This is a genomic window from Streptomyces sp. NPDC014889 (genome assembly GCF_043081205.1).
Classification (GTDB): domain Bacteria; phylum Actinomycetota; class Actinomycetes; order Streptomycetales; family Streptomycetaceae; genus Streptomyces.
Genome location: NZ_JBIBWH010000003.1, coordinates 152,680 through 169,982 on the forward strand (window position 1 = coordinate 152,680; position 17,303 = coordinate 169,982).

The following is a 17,303-nucleotide window of genomic DNA, read 5'->3' on the forward strand; positions in this document are numbered from 1 at the left end:
CCGCTCATGTCGTCCGTGTCGTCAGCGTTGCCCGTGTCGTCGTGGAGGGAGCCCATGGCCACCGCCGAGTCCGAGACCGGCCGTACCGTGACCACCGACATCCCCGCCCGCCTGGACCGCCTTCCGTGGTCGCGCTGGCACTGGTCGATCGTCGTGGGTCTCGGCACCGTATGGATCCTCGACGGCCTGGAGGTCACGGTCGTCGGCAACATCGCCAGCCGGCTCTCGGAGCCCGGCAGCGGCCTGTCGATCAGCTCCGCACAGGTCACGGGCACCGCGGCCGCCCTCTATGTGGCGGGCGCGTGCGTCGGCGCCCTCTTCTGGGGCCGCCTGACCGACCGCTACGGCCGCAAGAAGCTCTTCATGATCACCCTCGCGGTGTATCTGGCGGCCACCGCCCTGACCGCGGTCTCCTTCGAGGCCTGGTGGTTCTTCCTCTTCCGCTTCCTGACCGGCTTCGGCATCGGCGGCGAGTACGCGGCCATCAACTCCGCGATCGACGAGCTGATCCCCGCCGCGTACCGCGGCCGCGTCGACCTGATCATCAACGGCAGCTTCTGGGTGGGCGCCGTCGGCGGCTCGCTGCTGTCGATCCTCGCCCTGAACACCGGCATCCTCGCCGCCGACGTCGGCTGGCGGCTGACGTTCGCGCTCGGCGCTGTCCTCGCCCTCGTCATCCTCCTCGTCCGCAGGCACGTCCCGGAGAGCCCGCGCTGGCTGCTGATCCACGGCAGGGACCGGGAGGCGGAGGAGGTGGTGACCGGCATCGAAGACCGGGTCGTGGCCGAGCGGGGCGAACCGCTTCCCGAGCCGCGCGGCGAGATCACCATCCGCCAGCGCCGCAGCGTGAGCTTCGTCGAGATCGGCCGCACGGTCTTCGCCGACTACCGCAAGCGCGCGGTCCTCGGCTTCTCCCTCTTCATCGGCCAGGCCTTCCTCTACAACGCCATCACCTTCGGCTTCGGCGCGATCCTGACCAAGTTCTTCCATGTGCCCGCCGACCACACCGGCTACTACTTCGCCGTCATCGCGGCCGGCAACTTCCTGGGCCCGCTGCTGCTGGGCCGCCTCTTCGACACGGTCGGCCGCCGGGTGATGATCTCCTCCACCTATCTGCTGTCCGGCCTGCTCCTGTTCGGCACGGCCTGGCTGTTCGACCGCGGCACGCTGAGCGCCGGCACGCTGACGGCCTGCTGGTGCGTGGTGCTGTTCTTCGCCTCGGCCGGCGCCTCCAGCGCCTATCTGACGGTCTCCGAGATCTTCCCGATGGAGACCCGGGCGATGTCCATCGCGTTCTTCTACGCCCTCGGCACCGCGGCCGGCGGTATCAGCGGCCCGCTCCTCTTCGCCGACCTCACCAGCACCGGCAGGGTCGGCGACACGGTCCTCGCCTTCCAGGTCGGCGCCGCGCTGATGTGCGCGGCGGGACTGGTCGCCGCGTTCCTCGCGGTCAGGGCCGAACGCCGCTCCCTGGAGGACATCGCCACACCGCTGACGGCGGTGGCGAAACCGGAGACGGAGGCGCTGCCCTAGGAGGGCGGATGCCGCCTGGGGCAGCCCTACGGGCAGCCGCCGCGGATCAGCCGTAGAAGTACCGCGTGCCCTTCTTGATGAAGTGGGACGCGTAGATCCCGCCGATGAAGGGCCTGCCGCGGTACATGCCCACGTGGTGCTGCCCGCAGTCGACCACCACCGGCCGGGCCAGGCAGGCGAACCGGTTGCGCTGCTGCTCCTCCGCCCAGCGCACGGCGTCCGGATCGACGTCGTCGCTGACCAGGACAGGGAAGGCGCCGACCCCGGTCTGCAGGCCGACGGGCAGTCCGCCCTTGGTGTCCTTGGCGTACTTCAGGACTCCGTAGGTGAAGCCGCTGATGGCCTCCACCGTGATCCGGGGAACCGCCGCGGCGACCGTGAACAGGTGCAGGTTCGTGGCCGCCCAGCGCATCCGGAAGTCGGAGCGGCGTCCGACGAGCACGGGCATTCCCTGCCAGTCCTCCCAGCGGGTGCCGCACCCGTCGGCCCGCAGCCGGCCCTCCAGCGTGGTGAGGTAGGCCGCTGCCGCCGACTGCTGCTGTCCGAACTCGTGCTCGTGCATGGGCGGGATCCTATGCGGCGCCGGGCGTCGCGCGTCAGGCTCCCGTCGTGGAGCCCGGCCTGACGATCATCAGCACCGTCACGGCGGCCCACAGCAGGTTGAACACGCCGGTGAACATGGCCAGCCGTACGGTCGCGGCGCGGGCGTCACCGCCCTGCCCCGCGCGCTGTTCCCCGTCGAGCGCCTCGGCTATGGCGGTCTGCCGGGGCAGCACCAGCGCGACGAGGACGACGGCGGCCAGCACGGTGAGTGCGATCGACGCGATCAGCCAGGTGTCGCCGAGCACGCCCATGTTCTTGGCCGTGGCCAACCCGAACACCGGGACGGCGACCCCGACGACGGCGTAGACCCGGCAGACGCGCAGCAGCACCCGCACGGTCTCCACCGCCCGCGGATCCTCGGGCGCGGCCAGAGCCTGGCGCGCGGCGGGTGGGAACATGCTGGCGGCGACGGTGACGGGCCCGATCGCGACGATCGCGGCCAGGACGTGCACGGCGAGAAGGAACTTGGTCACGCCCCGACGCTAGAGACCGCGCCGATCTTGAAGAAGTGGCGAGAGTGACAGGGGTCAACGGATTCCCGCCACCGTCGACAGGGAGCGGCCCGGCCGGGGGCGCCCTCCGAAGCCGGACCGAGGCCTACCGGGCGTCGCGTCGGTCGGCGACGGCCCAGGAGGTGAGGGCGACCGCGCCCGCGACGGTGAACACGGACGGCCAGGCGCCCATCTTCTTGGCCAGCGGATGCGACCCCGCGAAGGCGGCGACGTAGGCCGCGGTGAGCGCGCCCGCCGCCTTCCCGCCGGCCCGCTGCCGCCACTGCCACGCGGACGCGGCCCCGGCGACCGTCAGCACGGCCCCGCCCAGTTCCCGCTTCCCGGTCCACCGGGCCACGCCGTACCCACCGACAAGCCCGCTCGCGGCGACCACTGCCGCAGGAACCCTCGCCATCACTGCCTCCCGCACTCGTGGGACAAAACAGGCTAACCCGCACGTCCACGCGCCGGACCGACGGGCTGACCGCTTCCGCCGAGCGGTGAGACGCAGGTCACAGGAATCGCTCCGGCGGGTCTGTCACACATCGCGGACCGCTTCCGTCGTAGGTATGTAAGCGAAACCAAGCGAAGTAGATCGAACGAGAATTAAGCAGACCGAAGCGGAACGAAGCAGCAGCAACCGCCTCGAACGACTGTGAACAACCACAAGGAGCCCAGGATGGAAGCCCGTCTCAACCTCTTCGGCAACGCCCTCGCGGCCAAGTTCCTCCGTCAGATCAACGCCGCGGGCAAGACGGTGACGGACTCGCCGCTCCCGGCGTCGACCCAGGAACTGGTGAAGATCCGCGCCAGCCAGATCAACGGCTGCGGCTTCTGCCTCGACATGCACACCAAGGACGCCGCCCACGCCGGCGAGACGGCCGTACGCCTCAGCATGGTCGCCGCCTGGCGCGAGGCCAAGGTCTTCACCGAGGCCGAACGCGCCGCCCTGGAACTGGCGGAGCAGGGCACTCGCATCGCCGACGCGGCGGGCGGCGTCAGCGACGAGGCGTGGGCCAACGCCGCCAAGCACTACGACGAGGACCAGTTGGCGGCCCTGGTCACCCTCATCGCCATGATCAACGCCTACAACCGCCTGAACGTGATCGTCCAGCAGCCGGCGGGCGACTACGAACCGGGCATGTTCGGCTGACCTGCTCGGCCCGGGCGAGCCCTGAAGGGGGGCGCCCGGGCCGTAGGGGGTGCTGCCGTCAGCTCGTCAGACGCGGGTCCGAGTGCTTGGTCCGTGTGACGCCGGTGACGGACGCGGGCGAGGGGACCTGCCGGTAGAAGATGTCGATGTCCACCTCTTCGCCGCCGACGGTCAGGGTGTCCCAGGCGCCGCTCGCGAGCAGGACGCGAACGGTTTCGGGCTTCAGTTTCCGCAGGTGGTCGCGGAGGGTCGCGTCGTCCGGCATGCCCGGCACCCGTGGTGCGAGGCGGTCGCGGATCTCCCGCAGCCGGTCCATGAACGCATCGAGGTCCGCTTCGTTCGCCTTGTCCGCCGCGCCGTCCGCAGCCTCCGGCGCGGACGCCTCGATGCTCTGCGCGATCGTGTCCTTGATCGCGCAGGTGTCGCCGTGTTCGTCGGTGGTGACCATCGCGTTCCAGGCGCGGCTCTTGTGCCGGTACTGGAGCATCGACATCGCCGCCTCGTGACGGACGAAGTCGGCGTCGCGGAAGGCCTTCCCCCGCCAGGAGTTGCTGAGGGAGCGTGCGAGCGAGATGGCCGACGCGAGACCGCTGTTGAGCCCGCGTCCCGGCCAGAAGTGAATGGCGTTGGCGGCGTCCCCGAGCAGGAACCCGTACGTCCCCGGGGTGTTGGACGTCGCGGAGTGGAGCCGCGCGGTGAAGCGCGGCCGCTGCACCATGTCCAGGCGGAAACCGGTGACGGCGCTCAGGTTCTCCTCGGTGACGCCGAAGAGGACCAGGCCCTCCAGCACGCGCTTCCACAGGGCCGAACCCCTGACCAGGGCGGGCAGGAACAGCGTGCCATGGGTCGAGCAGCGGAAGTCGCCCTCGTCGTTGCGGCCCATCAGGCAGGGCCGCGAGGCGACACACTGCTCGAACACGTGCCGCACGGGGTCGACCCCGATGACCTCCTGGGCCTCGGCGTCGGTCAGGCGCATGTTCAGGAAGCCCTCTCCCCGCAGGGAGTTGAGCAGAAAGCGGTTCTGGGCCACCGTCAGCAGCACGGCCATGGGGTCCGGCAGGTCGGACTTCACGCGCAGGCCGAGCACGACGTCCTGGACGTGCCGGCCGCTCAGGGAGTAGATCGACGCGTCGGGAGCGCCGAACTTGTCGGCGAGGTGGTCCCGGGTCCGCGAACGACCGCCCTCGCAGATGGCGAGCACATGGTCCTTGACCACCGCCTCGCGCTGCTCGGCCGGGTCGAAGCGGGTGGGAACGAGCCGGATCCGGTCGGACTTCTCGTTCGCCATCTCGAGGAGCACGTCCTCGACGTAGGCGATCCGGACGTTCCGCGGACCGTGACCCTGCACGGAGTCCGGCCCGGCCGGCCACATCTCGGTGTACGCGCCGGCGCCGAACAACCGCTCCTGGACCTCCTCGGGGAGGCTCAGATACTGGCGGCTCTGGACGGTCACGACCTGCTGCCGCCGGACATTGCCCTGCGCCTCGTTCTTCCACACGACCCGCGAACCGTCCTCGGTCCAGCGGCCGTCGTACAGCGTGACGGCCACCCGACGGCCCATCAGATGCTCCAGCAGCAGGGCGAAGCTCAGCCCCACGGGACCGCCGCCGGAGACGGTGACGTTCAGGACCGGCCCCGGCGCGGCGGTCACGAGCGGGTTCGGGACATCCGTGATCGTCTCCATCGCCTCGGGAATCTCGAAGCAGAAGACCTCGTCGCCGATCGTGATCTCGTCGCCGGAGGCGAGGACGTGGGACGTCACCTTCGTGCCGTTGACCAGCGTCCCGTTGCGGCTTCCGCGGTCGTACAGGACGTAGCGGCCGGCCTCGCGCAGCACCTCCGCGTGCAGGCGCGAGGCCCGCCCACTGGCGATCACCACACTGCTCTCACCGCTGCGCCCGAAGGTGACCGGCGCGGCACCGACGGGAAACCGCCGCCCCGCCAGCGGCCCCACACGCCCCGTGATCGAAGCCGGCATGGCCACTCCCCCCTGGAGCTGTCCGTACTGCCCCCACGCCCGTTGCGGCAGCCCGCGACAGGCGCCTACCAGATTCACCCCGAGCCCGCCCCCGCGCAAGGCCGCACAACAGGAAGGTGCAGATCAGGAGTGGTGGGGCGGGAGAGGGGGCGGAGAACTCAGGGGAGTTGTCGGGGGAGGAGGGGAGGATGGTCTGCCCCTTCCGAGGAACACCTTCGAACACCTTCCGAGGAACATGGCAACCCGCCGCCTCAAAGATCCCCAGCGCCGAAGTCGCTACTGCTGCTCGATGCTGATCGCGGCGGTGGCCCCGGCGGTGTCCATGCTGATCGTGGCCTTGCCGAGTTCGAGGTGTTCCACCTGCATGCCTGCCTTGCCGAGCATGGCGGGCAGCTTGGTCTGGATCCAGGCGCCGACCTTGGCGTTGTCGATGCCGTCGAGACCGGCGGCGGTGACGCAGTCGGTGAAGATGGCGACCTGCTCGGAAGAGCTGCCCTTGGGGATGCCGGCGGCGTCGCAGGACAGGCTGAGGATGCCTCGGTGGGTGTCGGTGATGCCGTGGGCGACGAAGGAGGGCGCGCTGAAGGTGGCGCTCTTGGCTTCGCCGAACCAGTCGCGGGTGGGCGGAAGGCCGGCGATGCTCTCCTTGGTGCCCTGCTTCTCCCAGGTGACACCGTGGCTGGTCATCTTGTCGACCCAGGAGGTGATGTCGCCGCCGAGGGTGGAGGTCGTGGTTCCGGCGAGATCGTCGGCCTTGACGTCTCTGCTCGGGGCGCTGCTCTTGGCGGAGCTGGTCTTGTCGTCGTTCTTGCTGTCTCCGTCGCCGACGATCGCGCCGACGATGCCGCCGATCACGAGGAACAGAGCGAAGGCACCGAGGCAGCCGAACCCGACAAGCTTCCCCGTGCTGCGCTTCTTCGGTGGCTGGGGCATGGGCGCCCCCGGCTGCTGCGGGCCGGCCCAACTGGGCTGCTGGGACTGTTGCGGGTACTGCTGGCTCATTGGTTCCCCTGGTGCATGTCTTACGTGTTGCCCTCGTGTGACTGGTGAAAGGCATGTGCAGTTGCACCGAAACGGCGAAAGTCACATGATCGTGACTAAAGTTGCCCATGGCGCAGTGGAGATGAGCGGGGCTCAGGCCGTCGCACTCGTGCAGCGGATCATGGACGTGGAATTACGCCTCTGATGAGGAGGCGAGCGACTGGCTTGACATGCTCGACAGAGCCCTGGCCTGTCCAACCGGGTGGGTCAGCGGCTTGATCTACTGGCCGCCAGAGCGGGAACTCTCGGCCGACGAGGTGGTCGATCAGGCCTTGGCGTATCGACCGATCGCTTTGTGAAGGGCCCCGTTCGTCGACGCCCGGCCCGCCGCGTCACGAGACTGCACCGGGCGACAGACGGCGCTCACGCAGCGGGGAAGTGGCGGCGGCTGGCGAATCGGCTGTGCCGTGCGCCGGCGACGAAGTCCGTCCATGCCTCGGGTGACACGGTGAGATGGGGACGCTCGGGCCGCTTGGAGTCCCGCACGAGCACGCCGGACGGGACGAAGGCGGTCTCTATGCACTCGGTCCCACTGCCGCCGCTGTACGACGTCTTGAACCAGTGCAGTTCTGACGATGCTGTCATCAAAGCTCCTTGCTGATTCGGTCGATGAGCTCGGCCGTGGATTCGAACCGATGAGGTCTGCGTACACAGCGTCGAGTTCGGGAGCTTGTCCATGGAGGACGGTGAAGCTGCCGACGGCTGCCGCGTGTGCACCGCATGCGAATTCGTTCCCTGACGGTTACGGGCTGACCGGTGCGGTTGGCGTCACGCCATGACGTCTCGTATCGAAAACGCCTGGCGCGCGCCAGTCATGAAACCTCTCCAGGCCTCCGCTGACACGGTGAGGTGGGGATGCGTGGGCTGCTTGGAGTCGCGGACGAGCACGCCGGACGGGACGAAGGCGGTCTCTATGCACTCCGTTGCGTTGCCGCCGCTGTACGACGACTTGAACCAGGCGAGGTCGGAGACGGGCCGGGGACGGACAGACATTCACAGCTCCTTGCGGGCACGATGGATCACGGCGGAGGAGGCCTCCATGTCCAACGCTTGTGCGCGGAGGTACTCGAACGCAAGTCTGTATCGCTCCAGTTCCTCGTCCTTCTCCATGAAGAGCGATCCGGCGTGGAAGTCGACGTACACGACATCGAGGGCTGACTCGGTACCGCCGAGGATCACAAAGCTGCCAAGGGCGGCGGAGTGGGCGCCCTTGGAGAACGGCAGCACCTGAAGCGTGATGTGAGGTGACTCGTTCGCTTCCAGGAGTCGGCCCAACTGCTCCTTCATGGTCTCGGGAGATCCGACGACCCGGCGGATGACGGACTCGTCGAGGATCGCCCACAGGCGAGGAGGCTTCGGCCGGTTGAGGATCTCCTGGCGTTTCATGCGGATGTCCACCAGTCGTTCGATCTCGGACGGCTGCAGCGGAATCTCGTTGGCCTTCTGCAGGGCGGTGCTGTAGGCGCGTGTCTGGAGAAGACCAGGAACGTAGACACACGAGAAGTGGTCCTCGCGTACAGCCTCGTCTTCCAGCGTGAGCAGGAGGTTCATGCTCTCCGGGATGGAGTCGGCGAAGGAACTCCACCAGCCTTGCTGCTTTGCATCCTTGGCCAGCCTGACCACAGCTTCCCGCTCGGAGTCGGAGGCTCCGTACTCGCGGCACAGTGCGTCTACGACGATCCACTTGACCGGGCCCGCCTGGGTCTCATACCGGCTGACCGTCGCCTTCGAGACGCCAACCAACTGGCCGGCCTCCTCCAGGGTCATCCCCTTGCGAGCACGCAACTTGCGCAACATGGCACCCAGTTGGCGGCGACGTGTGGTGGTCCTTACGGACATGGGGCTCCTCTGTGGGTAACCCCGGGCAGTGGTGGCTCGGGGCCTGAACAGGCTAGGCAGCGGGGCCGCCCGCCCACCACGGGATTCACTCGATAGATTCGCGTGAGAAGTTACATGGTGAGAGTTCTCTGTGCCATCCTCGCTTCCAGATCGCTACGCAATGCAGCCGAACGGACACGGCAGGCGCAGCATGCGCGTGGCACGGGAGGGAGGAATGCTCATGCCTACTAGCAGCGCTAGGGACCACCAGCACCGCTGTGTTCTGCCCTTTGAAGCACTGCCGGCGGAGGTCCGGCTGCTACGGAGGGCTGCCGCCGCGCAGTTGGACCAGTGGGGCGTGCCGAATGCCTGCGACGAAACGGAGCTGCTCGTCACGGAGCTGGCGACGAACGTCATCAAGCACGTTGGCGAGGGCGTGTCGGCCACCCTGATCCTTGAGTGGAAGCGCGAGCGGCTGCGGATCGAGATGCACGACAAGAGCTGCGCGCCGCCTTTCATGCACATCGCTGATTGTGACGAGGAGTGCGGTCGCGGCCTGCATCTGCTCGCGGCCATGGCGCTGGACTGGGGGACCGTTGCTACTGCGCTCGGCAAGGCGGTGTGGTGCGAGATTGCACTGGGCTCCGAGTCCGCCTGCCGACGCGTGGAGCGTGCCGTCGAAGCCCTTGAGGGCTACCAGGGGTCCAGTGGCGCCGTCCTGGAGGGACGACAGCGCGCGGCGGTGTTGGAGGAGGCGGCAGTCGAGCTGATCGCCGACCTGCTGCACTGGACGTCGGCGCGTGGCCTGGACCCGGATGATGTGTTGGACCGGGCCCAGATGCACTACGAGGCCGAGGCGAAGGTTGCTTAGAGGCCTCCTGTATGGCGCCGCCCTGGTCCACCAAGGTCGGCGCCGTACACCCGATGACGAACCCGACCGATGCGAGTCAACTCGCAGTGATGGCCGAGTACGTCCACACGTCCGCCGGGAGATCGTGCTGCAAGTGCCAGGTGATCGCCATCGGCTTGCTTCCCGTGTGGGACTGGTACGTGGCCGGGCCGAGGAGCATCCACGGCTGGGGCTTGCCTATGTCGGTGTCTTTGTAGCGCCGCATGAAGAGCAGGACGTGGCGGCCACGCTGCTCATGCTGCCGGTAGCGCATCCCGGTTCGGGAACTCTCGGCCGTTGAGTTCTGCGACTCCCAGTGGAAGAGCGACGGGCTCAGCGCGTAGTCCTTGTACCGGACGGTGGGCGAGAAGTCCTTCTCGTTCTTCTCCAGCGTGATGAGCAGGGCGTCCGTCTGGAGCTCCTCGACCCACTGGACTCCTTGAGCGAAGGAGCGGGGCATCTGCCCACCGAAGCGTGCCACACCGAGAGCGGCGAGGATTTCCGAGCGGTTGTAGGCGCTGTGGATCTTCAGCGGGACCTGGCTGAGGCGGTCGGACAGGGGGATGGGGACGTGGTCGGCCTGCTCGATGACGTGTGACAGCACCTGTCGCAGCTCATCCCGGAACGCTTGCTGAGAGCGAAGGGACGCAAGGCCGTCTTGGAAGCTGGTGAAACCTCCGGCGTTGTCCCACAGGTTGAAGAACAGCATGCGGGCGTACGACTGATCGGTCGGGCCCAGTTCCTCGTACGGCGGAGCATCGTCCTGGAGGAGGCGGAGGTAGGCGTCCGCGCGCTCCGGGTCGTCCACATGGAGGAAAGCGTGGACTCGCTTCAGTAGCGCCGCTTCCTCAGCCGGTGCGGACTCCTCGATCAGACCAGCCCGGCGCAGGATGGCCGTCCAGGAGTTCTCGTTCCGGTAGAGCTCCTTGATCTCCCGACGGCTCTCCCGGAGGTAGTCGGCAAGGCGCGGCGTGCTGTAGGCCTGGACCTCCCTCACCAGCGTCTTGACCGTGGAGTTCACTTGTGTGCGGATGTTGTCGAGGACGAGGTCCTTGGACTTGCCCTCCAGAATGATCTGGCAGCCGGACGGCAGTTGCGGGAAGTCGTGCTCGATGTGATCGATGAGTCGGTTCCGGGACAGGTTGGTCAGTGCCCGGAACTGCTCCTCGAAGCGGAAGTCCGCCCTGTGCTGTCCGATGAAGTCGAGAACCGTGAGCACCGGTTTCGTCTCGGTGCGCCTCAGCCCACGGCCCAGCTGCTGGAGGAAGACGGTGGCACTGCTCGTGGGGCGGAGCAGGAGCAGGGTGTCGACGTCCGGGATGTCGAGGCCCTCGTTGAACAGGTCGACGGAGAAGATCACTTGCAGGTTTCCGCCGTGCAGGTCAGACAAGGCCTGGGCGCGCACGTCAGCGGGTGAGTCGCTGTCGAGTGCCACGGCTTTGAAACCAGCCTCGCGGAAGAAGTCCGCCATGAAGTGTGCGTGTGCCTTGGTCACGCAGAAACCGAGCGCGCGCATGGCTCCCGGGTTGGAGACCTTGTCCCGGATCTGCTTTACCACGATCCGGGCGCGGGCATGGTTGCCTGTGTAGAGGTTGCCGAGTTCCTGGTCGGCGTACGAGCCTCTCTGCCAGCCCAGGTTCGTCAGATCGGTGCCGTCAGGGATACCGAAGTAGTGGAAGGGGCACAGAAGGTCGTTTTCCAGGGCTTCCCATAGCCGCATCTCGGCGGCGATCCGGCCCTCGAAGAACTCGTCCTGTACGTTGCGCCCGTCCATCCGCTCAGGAGTCGCCGTCAGGCCGAGGAGTTCCTTCGGGGCGAAATGGTCGATGACCCGCCTGTACGTGGTCGCGGTCGCATGATGGAACTCGTCGATGACGATGATGTCGAAATGTTCGGGGGCCAGTTGCTCAAGGCGCTGCACGTTGAGCGATTGGACGCTGGCGAAGACGTGGTTCCACTCGCGCGGGTCTTGCCCGGCGTGCAGCAACTCGCCGAACGACGCGTCGTCCAGCACCTCTCGGTAGGTGCGCAGAGACTGCTTGAGTATCTCCTTGCGGTGAGCCACGAACAGCAGCCTCGGCCGGCTGCCGTCCGACTTCTTGCACAGGTTGCGGTAGTCCAGGGCAGCCATGACCGTCTTCCCGGTACCGGTCGCCGCGACCAGCAGGTTCCGGTGCCGTCCACGGAGCTCACGCTCGACCGTGAGCCGCTCCAGCATGTCCTGCTGGTGCGGGAAGGGGCGTACCTGGAGGCCGGAGAGATTGATCTTCAGGTCGGTGTTGGAGCTGGTGCCACTCGCCTGGGCGAGCGCCCCATCGAGGCGTTCGCCGTGCAGGTCCGGGTCGTATGACTCGAAGGCGGTGTCGTTCCAGTACGCGTCGAACGTCGCCTCGAACTTGTCCAGCACCGCGGGTGTGGCGACGGACGACAGCCGTACGTTCCACTCCAAGCCGTCGAGCAGCGCGGCCCTGGACAGGTTCGAGCTGCCGACGTAGGCGGTGTCGAAGCCTGTCTTGCGCCGGAACAGCCAGGCCTTGGCGTGCAGGCGTGTGGACCGGATCTCGTAGTTGACCTTGACGGTCGCGCCGAAGTCCCGCACCAGCCGGTCGAGCGCGTGGCGGTCAGTGGCGCCCATGTACGTGGTCGTGATGACCCGAATCGGTACGCCGCGCTCCTTGGCGGCGCGTAGAGCGTCCTCCAGCACCCGGATGCCGTACCACTTCACGAACGCGCAGAGCAGGTCGATCCGGTCCGCGGTTGCGAGCTCGGCGCGCAACTCGGCACCCAGGCTGAGATCCTCCGGCGAGTTCGTGAGCAACGAAGTCTCGGACAGCGGAGTGAGGGGGCGGATCGCGTAGGCTCCCGGCGCTTCCCGTTCGGCGAGGGCGAGCAGCTGGCGGGGACCGTCGACGACCGTGCTGATGGGCTCGGCGTCGATCTGGCTGATGGCCAGGGATTCCAGGACCTTGTTGACGAACGGGACCCGTTGATCAGCGGGGAGCTGGTTGAGCGTACGGGCGACCACCTCGCCGACATGCCGGGCCAGAACATGAGGTGAGGACTCCTTGCTCACCTCGGCATCGATGGCCTTCCACCCCATGGCCTCGAGCTGCCCCAGCTCATCGCGCACGTCCTCAGTGATCAGCTTCTCGTACACCCCGGCGCTGGGCTGCTCCAGGTCCCGTGCCTTTGCCACCATGCCCCCGATCAACGTTGATGGTTCTGTTCTAACAAGGCCTACTGACACCGAGTCTTCGGCACCGCCCGAGCTCCCCGCAGGAGGAAGCCCTTTCCGCTTACTTCACCTTGCCGGTGAAGATCGCCCTCTCTGATTCCATGTCGGGAGACACTTCGACCTGGATGACCTTTTCTCCCTTGGGGAGCTCGCAGCCCCACGGCACGTTGATAGACCTTCCGGCGAGGAGCTTGGTGTCGGGGCCTCCACCGAGGCTGTGATCACTGTCGTAGATCGATTCGCTGCTGCGTCCGTCTTCGCCATAGGAGCAGTTGACGGTGAGTCCAGTGGTGTCGAGGGTCTTCCTGCCCCCATTCTTGATCTTGACGGTGAACTGCACGTAGTTGGTGTTCTCGGGGGCCGCGTACTGACCGGACACGGACCGCTGGAACCCGGAGAGGCTGACGGCGACATCGTTCTCGTAGGTGACAGTGTCGGTCAGGGCGTAGACGTCATCGCTGTCGTCCTCGTCCGCCAACTCGTCCGTGGAATCCGTCGTGTCGTCGGCCGTCGTGTCGGTGTCGCTCGCGATTTCCGTGACGGTGACGGTGGGTGCAGCTCCGGTGCCGCCGCTTCCGGTGGCGCCAGCAGTGATGGCGGCGGAGACGGCCGCGGCAACGACGGCTGCGGCCACGGCGATGATGGCTGTCCGGTGCTTCTTTGCCTGCGGCTGCGGGACGGGCGGCATGGGCGGCCCGTAGCTCGGCATAGGTGGCGGCGTGATCCTGTCACTCATGGGCCCCCCGGGGAATTGATTGAGTCATGCATCTTCTCGTGGCCACGGAGGCTTGTGGAGATCCTGTGATGCAATCGTGTCCATGGCGGGGTGAGGATCCACTGTTCGGTGGGCGCATCGGGGGGTAACTGGCGGCCTGGGTGCTCGAATTGGCGCCAGAGGTCAGGTGAGTGATCGTCCGGCGGCTGTTCGGAGCGACGTCGCGGGTTCGATCGTCATGGCAAGTGACTATGCGGCGCGTTGAGGGTGCTTGGGCCTCCAGCGTTTCCACGGTCGTGGAGGCGCACGCTGCCCCTGATGCCTACGCTGCCCGAAGCGCAAACATCAGCCAACGGCACAGCAGATCGGCGATGGGTGATGCGGACGAAACGACCTGGCTAAGGGCTGTCCCGCAATTGATCTTTGAAGGGCGAGGGGCGGCTTGATGGCAGGCGCGGCTCAGTCTGCTAAGCAGACTGGAGGAGGTTGTGCAGGCGGGCGATGCCGAGCATGGCCCGGTGGACTCCGTCGCCCTTGAGGCGGCAGTCGCGCAGGATCTTCCAGGTCTTCATCCGCGCGAAGACGTGCTCGATGCGGGCGCGAACCTGCTTGTGGGAGCGATTGTGCTCGCTCTTCCACCCGCCCAGCTCGCCGCCGGCGGGCGGCGGTGAGGAATGATCAACCCGGTGTCCGGGTAGCCGCCGTCGGCGATCGTGGTGGTCTTGCCGACGGCGGCCATCGCGCCGGACTCGGACCAGGCCTTGCAGTCGTTGCGATTGCCGGGCACCGGGCGACCGATGACAACGACCCGCCGGTTGTCGGCGTCGATATGGTTGGTGGAGTACCGATAGTTCTTCGACTGCTCGGCGACGGTGTGGTCACGGGTGGGCACGAGTGTGCCGTCCACGATGAGCACCGTTCCCTTGCGGAACCGCTGCCGCTGCTTGAGTGCAAGCAGCGGTCCCGTGTGGTCGACGATCCGGTCGGCCGCGGACTTCGAGACGCCGAACAGCGGGCCAAGCTGGCGCAGGGTCAGGTTCGTGCGCCAGTATGCGGCTACCAGCAGGACCCGGTCCTCCAGCGGCAGCGACCACGGACGTCCCGGACGGGCACCGTCGGCACCTTCATTGCGGAGCACTGTGATCAGTTTGCGGAAGAGTTGGGGGCTCAGCCCGGTGAACGGGGCTATCCACGAAAGCTCCGAAGCCGTAATGACGCCAGACATAGCAAGATCATGACAGGCCACGGATGGCGTCCTGATGCAGTTCAGGAGGCCTCAAGGGCTGGAGGGAGGTTCGCCCTCGTATACGCGGCCGCGATGCTGAACACACTCGCGCACGCCGGGCACTCCGCAAGGCCAAAGACGTGCCTGATCCCCTCGGCAAGTTCCTGTTGCTCGTCCCGGACGGCTGTGGCATGCATCCATCGGCCCGGGTCGCGAAGCTCCTCGGCCGGGGCGGGCCGCAGCGCCCGCCGCTCGATGTCGCCAAGATCCCAGTCGCGTATGGCCGAGTAGCAGCCGTAGTCGCCGACGGCGATGGTCACCTCCGCTTCGCAGTGCGGGCAGGACACGGTGTAGAAGTCGTCGGTGAAGTCCCCCAGGGCGGTGCTCCAGTGGTACTGCCCTTCAAGCGCGAGCAGATCGCCAAAGATCCGGTTGTAGTTAGCAGGACGCGTCCGAAGCTGCTTGTCCACAAGTTCCCGCAGTCGAGCGATCGCATCCGCGCAGCCCGCGAGCAGAACTTCACCGTCAGGATGCTGCAAGGCGCCACGCATGATGGCGCTGGCAAGTTCCAGCGCCTGCGCACTCGTGGGAGCCAGGATTGCCAAGCGCGGAAGAGCGTTGAAGCTCGCAGGGGAGACCGTCTCGCCGTGCAGGCACAGACGGTCCCAAAGCTCTTCCCAAGCCTCCGGAGCTTCCTCTCGCTCGACCTGATCCAGGAGCGCTGGCACTCGCCCAGTCGCCCCGTGGGCATCGACTACCTGCGTCCAGTCCCTCACCAGGGCATTCAACCGTTCCAGAGCCCCCGGTACCAACATGCAGGACGACAGAGCCACGGGGCTCCTTGATCATTGCGGGGCAGCCCTTAGGCCGCCCGCCAGACCGTCATGTCCGCCATCACGAAGCCGATCTCCGGCAGCGCGGTCGACTTCACGTTGATCAAGAACACCGCGATGTCTCCGGAGGGATGCTTGACGCAGATCTCGCTGCCGGTCGCCGTTGCGGCCAGCGGTATGCGGCGATGGTCGCCGGGGTGGCCGTCGGCGCCGGCGAGAAGGACACGGCAGCCCTCGAAGGAGGCCCCGGGATCGCCGAACCACAGGACCATCGTGCTGGTGTCGCTTTCCAGCTCGCAGTCGGCTTCCTTGCAGCCGAAGCGGATGTCCCCCTTGCGGTCGCTGCGCTCGACCCCCTTCTTGATGTCCAGTGAGTTCTTCCGGTCCAGCCATATGCCGGTGTACGGGGTGGCTCGCGGCGGCTTGGGCACCGTGGAGGAGGGGTGCGACGGTCCAGGTGTCCGGTCACCGGCCGCTGAGGTCGGCGTGGCTGCCGGTGAGGACGCCGAGGACCGTCCGGATGCTTCCGGAGGGGGCGTCGAGGAGGCGGTCGCACCACGGCCCGCAGCCGAGTGGCGGAGCCGGTTCGCCGCGTCGAGGGCCGTCCATGTCAGGCCCGCCAGCAGCAGCGCGCCCGCCGTTACGGAGGCGGTCGCGATCAGGGCAGTGCGGCGTCTGCGGGTGCGCCGCTCGTCCGGGTCGGGAGGCGTCGGCGGTTCCGGCCACGCGACCTGCGGGACCGGACCCGACGGCTGCGGCCAGCCGGCCGAAGGGAGGGTGTACCACTGGGTGGGGTGGGGGGCCGGAGGCGGGACCGTCACCTCCGGTCCCGCGATCTCCCGCCAGACGGCCGGCCCGCCGCCCGCGTCGGCGTCCTTGCCCAGCCGTTGCCGGCACCACTCGACGACCTCCGCAGGAGTGGGGCGTTCCTCCGGATCGGTGGCCAGGCATCGGGCGAGCAGCGGACGGAGCTGCTCGGGCAGCAGGGAGAGGTCGGGTTCCTCGTTGACGATCCGGTAGAGCAACATGACCGCGGGGCCGGTCCCGTACAGCGGCTCGCCCAGCGCCGCGAACGCCGCCGTCTGGCCGAGCGCGAAGACGTCGGTCGCCGCCGTGACCTCGCCCGCGGACGCCTGCTCGGGAGCCATGAACGACGGTGTGCCGATGGCGGCGCCCGTGGTGGTGTGCGAGGTGGCGTCCGAGGCCAGCGAGATGCCGAAGTCGATCACGCGCGGGCCGTCGGTGGCCAGCAGCACGTTCGACGGCTTCAGGTCCCGGTGCACGATGCCCGCGTCGTGGATGGCCTGCAGCGCCTCGGCCACCCCCGCCATCAGCCACAGCACCGCCGCGACCGGCAGCGGTCCGCGCCGGGCGACGGCGTCGGAAAGGGAGGGGCCGGGTACGTACAGCGTGGCCAGCCAGGGCGGTACGCCGTCGGCGGCGGCGTCGATCAGCTCGGCCGTGTACGCGCCCCTGACCCGCCGAGCCGCGGCGATCTCCCGGCGGAACCGTCGCCGGAAGGCCGGGTCGTCTGCCAGCTCGGGGCGGACCACCTTGATCGCCACCGGTCTGCCGCCCTGCGTGTGCGACAGGTAGACCCGGCCCATGCCGCCCGCGCCGAGCCGGGCGGCGAGGCGGTAACCGCCCACCACGGGTGGGTCGTCCGGCTGAAGGGGCTGGAACACCTCGGTCGCACCCGCGTTGTTCATCGGCCCCTCGTCCCCCCCCGAATCCCCTGATCTGCCGATCCCGGATCCGCCGATCCGATGAGTCGACCAACAAGCAGCAC

The 17,303-nt window shown here is 67.7% G+C and carries 15 protein-coding genes and 2 pseudogenes; 4 read left to right on the forward strand and 13 right to left on the reverse strand.

Annotated elements, in window-relative coordinates; genetic code table 11:
• Positions 1–54 precede the first annotated feature (54 nt).
• Positions 55–1,533, forward strand: coding sequence for an MFS transporter (locus ACF09J_RS06805; RefSeq protein WP_392304304.1), 1,479 nt, complete (start codon positions 55–57; stop codon positions 1,531–1,533).
• Between the two features lie 46 nt (positions 1,534–1,579).
• On the opposite strand, the gene ACF09J_RS06810 is transcribed toward ACF09J_RS06805, so the two are convergent.
• The 3 genes from ACF09J_RS06810 to ACF09J_RS06820 form a co-directional block, all read right to left on the reverse strand.
• A complete protein-coding gene (locus ACF09J_RS06810) occupies positions 1,580–2,095 on the reverse strand; it encodes a levansucrase (protein WP_392304305.1) in 516 nt (171 codons plus the stop codon).
• 34 nt (positions 2,096–2,129) lie between these two features.
• Complete coding sequence (locus tag ACF09J_RS06815; protein WP_392304306.1) at positions 2,130–2,609, reverse strand: DUF2269 family protein; 480 nt, start codon at positions 2,607–2,609, stop codon at positions 2,130–2,132.
• Between the two features lie 124 nt (positions 2,610–2,733).
• Positions 2,734–3,042: a hypothetical protein gene (locus tag ACF09J_RS06820; protein WP_392304307.1), complete on the reverse strand. Its 309-nt coding sequence runs from the start codon at positions 3,040–3,042 to the stop codon at positions 2,734–2,736.
• A gap of 264 nt (positions 3,043–3,306) precedes the next feature.
• Here ACF09J_RS06820 and ACF09J_RS06825 point away from each other — a divergent pair, with 264 nt between their 5' ends.
• Positions 3,307–3,780 carry a carboxymuconolactone decarboxylase family protein gene (locus ACF09J_RS06825; RefSeq protein WP_392304308.1) on the forward strand — a complete coding sequence of 158 codons (474 nt, stop codon included), beginning with the start codon at positions 3,307–3,309 and terminating at the stop codon, positions 3,778–3,780.
• A gap of 58 nt (positions 3,781–3,838) precedes the next feature.
• Here the strand turns inward: ACF09J_RS06825 and ACF09J_RS06830 are convergent, their stop codons facing one another.
• Entirely contained in the window at positions 3,839–5,758 is a 1,920-nt protein-coding gene (locus ACF09J_RS06830) for an FHA domain-containing protein (RefSeq protein ID WP_392304309.1), read from the reverse strand.
• A gap of 276 nt (positions 5,759–6,034) precedes the next feature.
• The gene (locus ACF09J_RS06835) at positions 6,035–6,760 is read right to left on the reverse strand and encodes a hypothetical protein (protein ID WP_392304310.1); all 726 of its coding nucleotides are present in this window, start codon (positions 6,758–6,760) and stop codon (positions 6,035–6,037) included.
• Positions 6,761–6,881: 121 nt separating this feature from the next.
• Between ACF09J_RS06835 and ACF09J_RS06840 the strand changes: the two are divergent.
• Positions 6,882–7,098 (forward strand): annotated as a pseudogene (locus tag ACF09J_RS06840) (e9imm peptide).
• A gap of 64 nt (positions 7,099–7,162) precedes the next feature.
• On the opposite strand, the gene ACF09J_RS06845 reads toward ACF09J_RS06840, so the two are convergent.
• From ACF09J_RS06845 to ACF09J_RS06855, 3 genes are all read right to left on the reverse strand, one after another.
• Positions 7,163–7,384: a DUF397 domain-containing protein gene (locus ACF09J_RS06845; protein WP_392304311.1), complete on the reverse strand. Its 222-nt coding sequence runs from the start codon at positions 7,382–7,384 to the stop codon at positions 7,163–7,165.
• Between the two features lie 183 nt (positions 7,385–7,567).
• Positions 7,568–7,792 (reverse strand): DUF397 domain-containing protein, encoded by a 225-nt coding sequence (locus ACF09J_RS06850; RefSeq protein ID WP_392304312.1) that lies wholly within the window; start codon positions 7,790–7,792, stop codon positions 7,568–7,570.
• Positions 7,793–8,638 (reverse strand): helix-turn-helix domain-containing protein, encoded by an 846-nt coding sequence (locus ACF09J_RS06855; protein WP_392304313.1) that lies wholly within the window; start codon positions 8,636–8,638, stop codon positions 7,793–7,795.
• A gap of 220 nt (positions 8,639–8,858) precedes the next feature.
• Between ACF09J_RS06855 and ACF09J_RS06860 the strand changes: the two genes are divergently transcribed.
• The gene (locus ACF09J_RS06860) at positions 8,859–9,488 is read left to right on the forward strand and encodes an ATP-binding protein (RefSeq protein ID WP_392304314.1); all 630 of its coding nucleotides are present in this window, start codon (positions 8,859–8,861) and stop codon (positions 9,486–9,488) included.
• 76 nt (positions 9,489–9,564) lie between these two features.
• On the opposite strand, the gene ACF09J_RS06865 is transcribed toward ACF09J_RS06860, so the two are convergent.
• From ACF09J_RS06865 to ACF09J_RS06885, 5 genes and pseudogenes are all read right to left on the reverse strand, one after another.
• The gene (locus ACF09J_RS06865) at positions 9,565–12,705 is read right to left on the reverse strand and encodes a DUF3427 domain-containing protein (protein WP_392304315.1); all 3,141 of its coding nucleotides are present in this window, start codon (positions 12,703–12,705) and stop codon (positions 9,565–9,567) included.
• Between the two features lie 97 nt (positions 12,706–12,802).
• Positions 12,803–13,477 carry a hypothetical protein gene (locus ACF09J_RS06870; protein WP_392304316.1) on the reverse strand — a complete coding sequence of 225 codons (675 nt, stop codon included), beginning with the start codon at positions 13,475–13,477 and terminating at the stop codon, positions 12,803–12,805.
• A gap of 446 nt (positions 13,478–13,923) precedes the next feature.
• Positions 13,924–14,681 (reverse strand): annotated as a pseudogene (locus ACF09J_RS06875) (transposase).
• A gap of 41 nt (positions 14,682–14,722) precedes the next feature.
• Positions 14,723–15,514, reverse strand: a complete 792-nt coding sequence (locus tag ACF09J_RS06880; RefSeq protein ID WP_392304317.1) for a hypothetical protein — start codon at positions 15,512–15,514, stop codon at positions 14,723–14,725.
• Positions 15,515–15,543: 29 nt separating this feature from the next.
• Positions 15,544–17,223 (reverse strand): protein kinase, encoded by a 1,680-nt coding sequence (locus tag ACF09J_RS06885; protein ID WP_392304318.1) that lies wholly within the window; start codon positions 17,221–17,223, stop codon positions 15,544–15,546.
• Positions 17,224–17,303: the final 80 nt, after the last annotated feature.